The sequence below is a fragment of the Actinocorallia lasiicapitis genome (assembly GCF_054778695.1).
Map to the genome: position 1 here is coordinate 1 of NZ_BAAGZI010000504.1, position 3,554 is coordinate 3,554.

At 69.0% G+C, this 3,554-nt stretch carries 3 protein-coding genes; 1 reads left to right on the plus strand and 2 read right to left on the minus strand.

Annotation, left to right across the window (positions count from 1 at the left end; genetic code table 11):
• Window positions 1–751, minus strand: a 751-nt coding sequence (locus tag ACYVE7_RS31085) for an ROK family transcriptional regulator (protein WP_460369760.1), incomplete at its 3' end; no start/stop codon positions are given.
• Window positions 752–1,288: 537 nt separating this feature from the next.
• Window positions 1,289–2,632, minus strand: coding sequence for a DUF2252 domain-containing protein (locus ACYVE7_RS31090; protein ID WP_460369762.1), 1,344 nt, complete (start codon window positions 2,630–2,632; stop codon window positions 1,289–1,291).
• 219 nt (window positions 2,633–2,851) lie between these two features.
• Between ACYVE7_RS31090 and trpS the strand changes: the two genes are divergently transcribed.
• On the plus strand, window positions 2,852–3,554 hold a 703-nt coding region (gene trpS / locus ACYVE7_RS31095), incomplete at its 3' end, for a tryptophan--tRNA ligase (RefSeq protein WP_460369764.1).

Here is a 3,554-nt window from a genome sequence, read left to right on the forward strand (position 1 = left end):
CGCCGGGCACCGGCATGTAGCCGACCTCGCCGGCGCCGCCGCTCGCGCCGCGGTGGAGGCGTCCGCCCATGACCAGCGCCATGCCGATGCCCGCGCCGACCCACAGGACCACGAAGTCCTCGTGGCCGTGGGCCGCGCCGTGCGCCTGTTCGGCGAGGGCGACCAGGTTGACGTCGTTCTCGACCTCGACCTGCGTGTTCAGCGCCTTCTTGAGCGCGCCGACCAGGTCGGGGATCTGCCAGCCCGGCAGATGACGGGAGTAGCCGAGCCGCCCGGTGGCCGGGTCGACGGCGCCCTGGACGCCGACGACGACCCGCGACAGCTCCGCCGAGGTGATCCCGGCGGCGGAGCAGGCGCCGTCCACGGCCGCCTTGACCTCTTCGACGGCCTTGCCGCCGGACCGCGACGGGGTCGGCAGCCGGAACTCGCCGGCGATCCCGCCAATGAGGTCGGAGACGACGGCCTCGATCCGGTTGGGCGTGATGTCCAGGCCGCAGACGAACGCGGCGCGCGGGTTGATGCCGTACTCCTCGGCGGTGCGTCCGAGGTTGCCGCCGCGGCGGCCCTCCAGGACGACCAGCCCGGCGTCGCGCAGGCGCTGCAGGAGCTGGGACGCGGTGGGCTTCGACAGGCCGGTCAGATCGCCGAGTTCCGGGCGGGTCAGCGGGCCGTGCTCCAGGAGCGCTTTGAGGGCGGCCCGGTCGTTGATGGCCCGGAGGAGCGCCGGGGTTCCGGGAACGCGCTGGTTCATGTTCACTCCTCCTCCCCCGTCACGAAGATTAACTATTAGGAAACTGTCCTAATGAATGAGGTGAAGGTATGAGGTGTGCCAGCTCACGTCAAGCGGAGGTCATCGAGATCACCCGATCCGCAACCAATCCGTGATCCAACAGCCCCGGAAAGGCCTTCCCCTTAAGGGATCCTTAAGGCTGCTGACCTGCAAAGATCTACCTTTGACCTGGGCGTCACAGGAGCTCACGAACGTGACATGAGCACCGTGCTATCCGCCCGGAACGAGGCCTTTCGCGGGGTCTGCGAGCACTCCCCCGACAGCCCGGAAGATCACGGATCGTCTCAGTATACGGACGGCATTCGGTAAACAGTCTTTACTCAGCGGCCGTCCGAGGGGGCTTCGGCGGGGCCGCGCGAGGCGTCCGAAGTCACACCCTGTGACCCGGAGACGGGGCCGGAGACGGAGCCGCCGAGACGACGAAGGGGCCCGTGCACGCAGCGTGCACGGGCCCCGCATTCTGACAACACTCTTTACTCAGGCGGCGGACGGGACCGCTCAGACGGTCGGTGCGAGCCCCGGGATGAGCCCCTCCCGGAACGCGTTGACGAACAGGGCGTGGTCGTCCCGGACGACGGCTGCGTACCCGTGGCCGAACGCGACCATGGCCGCGACGAACTCCGACTCGTCCGGGCCGATGACGGCGTCGATGGCGTCCTCGACCTGGAACGGCACCAGCGTGTGATCGGAATCGCTGTCCGACACACAGTGGATCTTGGCGGTGGCACGGCCCAGGTCGGCGAGGAGCTCGATCATCTCGTCGGGCTCGGTCATCCCCGACCAGTCGAGGTCCGCCTCGTACGGCGACAGCTCCTGGACGACGAAACCGACCCCGTCGATCTCGGTGTGGCCGAGCCACGGGTCGGTGTTGGCCTGGAGCGCGCGGCGCGAGACCGCCGTGCGGTGGCCGTGGTGCCGGAAGTAGGCGGCGACCTCGGGGTCGGTGACCACCCGGGACGGGGCGGCGACGTTGCCCTGCTTCACCGAGAGGATCACGTCGTTCTCCAGGGCCTGACTGGCCCCCTCGACGAGGATGTTGTAGGCCGTCAGGCCCGCCGAGCCGATCCCGAACCCGGACGCCCCCACCACGTCCTTGATCCGGTAGGTGAGGCTGCCGAACCGCTTGTCCGACGGGATGGTCTCCAGGTAGGCGGCGTAGGCGGCCTCGACCTTCGCGCGTTCGGCGTCGTCCAGGACGCGGATCCCGGCGGTGCGGGCCATCCGGCGTTCGTGGCCGTCCACCGTCGTCAGCCGGTTCAGCAGCTCGACCCTGGTGCTGGAGATCGCCTCGATGAGCACGTCCCTGACGTGGCCGTGGGCGGTGTCGAGGGTCAGCGCCCACTGCTCGTCGGGCTCGGACCTGGCGTAGAACCGGACCTGGTCGACGTAGGCCCGCACATAGGTCTCGATCATCCGGGTGATGTCGGCGTCGGAGATCGCCTTGCTCCACGCCATCAGCGCGACGCTCGCCACCAGCCGCTTCACGTCCCAGGTGAAGGAGCCCACGTAGGCTTCGTCGAAGTCGTTGACGTCGAACATGAACACGCCGTCGTCGTTCATGTAGGTGCCGAAGTTCTGCGCGTGCAGGTCGCCCTGGATCCACACCCGCCCGGTCCGCTCGTCGGCCCACCGGTCGGCGTCCCCGACGATGTCGGCGTAGAAGATCGGCGCGCTGCCCCGGTAGAACGCGAACGGGTCGGAGGCCATCTTCCGGAACCTGCGCCGGAATTCGGCGGGCGACCGCTCCATCAGCGGGGCGAACGCCTCGACGAGCACCTCGATAAGGCGCGTCTGACGCTCCTTGGGTTCCGTCGCCCGGAGCGCTGCCACAAGGTCGGTCATCTGTCGGTCCTTTCAGGGGATTCCCTCCGATCATCCCGCGTCGCGGGCGGCTAGGATGCCGGGTATGACCAACGGGTACTGTCGCGACTGGTGGCGCTCCTCCTAAGGAGCGGTCCCCTACGCAACCCGTGAGGCCGTTCATCCCGGACGGCCTCTTTCGTTTTCCCCGGGTTCCTCCCGCCATGAGGCCGTCTCCCATCACAGCAAGGAGACAGAACCGTGGAGAACCTCCTGCCCCGCACCCGGGTCCTGACCGGCGACCGGCCGACCGGCCGTCTGCATCTGGGCCACTACTTCGGCACCCTGCGCAACCGGGTTCGGTTGCAGCGCGGGGGCGCCGACCTGTTCGTCGTGATCGCCGACTACCAGGTCCTGACCGACCGGGACGTGGCGGACCGGCTCCAGGACCATGTCGAGGACCTCGTCCTGGACTATCTGGCCGCCGGGATCGACCCCGCCACCGCGACGATCTTCGTCCACAGCGCGGTGCCGGAGCTCAACCAGCTCCTGCTGCCGTTCCTCAGCCTCGTCACGGTCGCCGAGCTGAGCCGCAACCCCACCGTCAAGGACGAGATGGAGCATTCTCGGCAGGAGGCGGCGAGTGGGCTGATGTTCACCTATCCCGTCCATCAGGCTGCTGACATCCTGTTCTGCCGGGCCGAGGTGGTGCCGGTCGGACGGGACCAGCTTCCGCATCTGGAGCTCACCCGGACCGTGGCCCGGCGGTTCGCGCGCCGGTACGGGCCGGTGTTCCCGGTGCCCGAGGCGCTGCTGTCGGAGGCGCCCTCGGTGGCGGGGCTGGACGGCGGCAAGATGAGCAAGAGCCGCGGGAACGCCGTGCCGTTGGCGGCGACGGCCGACGAGACGGCGCGGCTGATCAGGCGCGCGGTCACCGAAGCCGACCGGCGGATCACCTACGAGC

What these genes read in the sequence shown, in the direction of transcription:
- ACYVE7_RS31090 (WP_460369762.1), bottom strand. Translation starts at nt 2,632, where the DNA reads ATGACCGACCTTGTGGCAGCGCTCCGGGCGACGGAACCCAAGGAGCGT.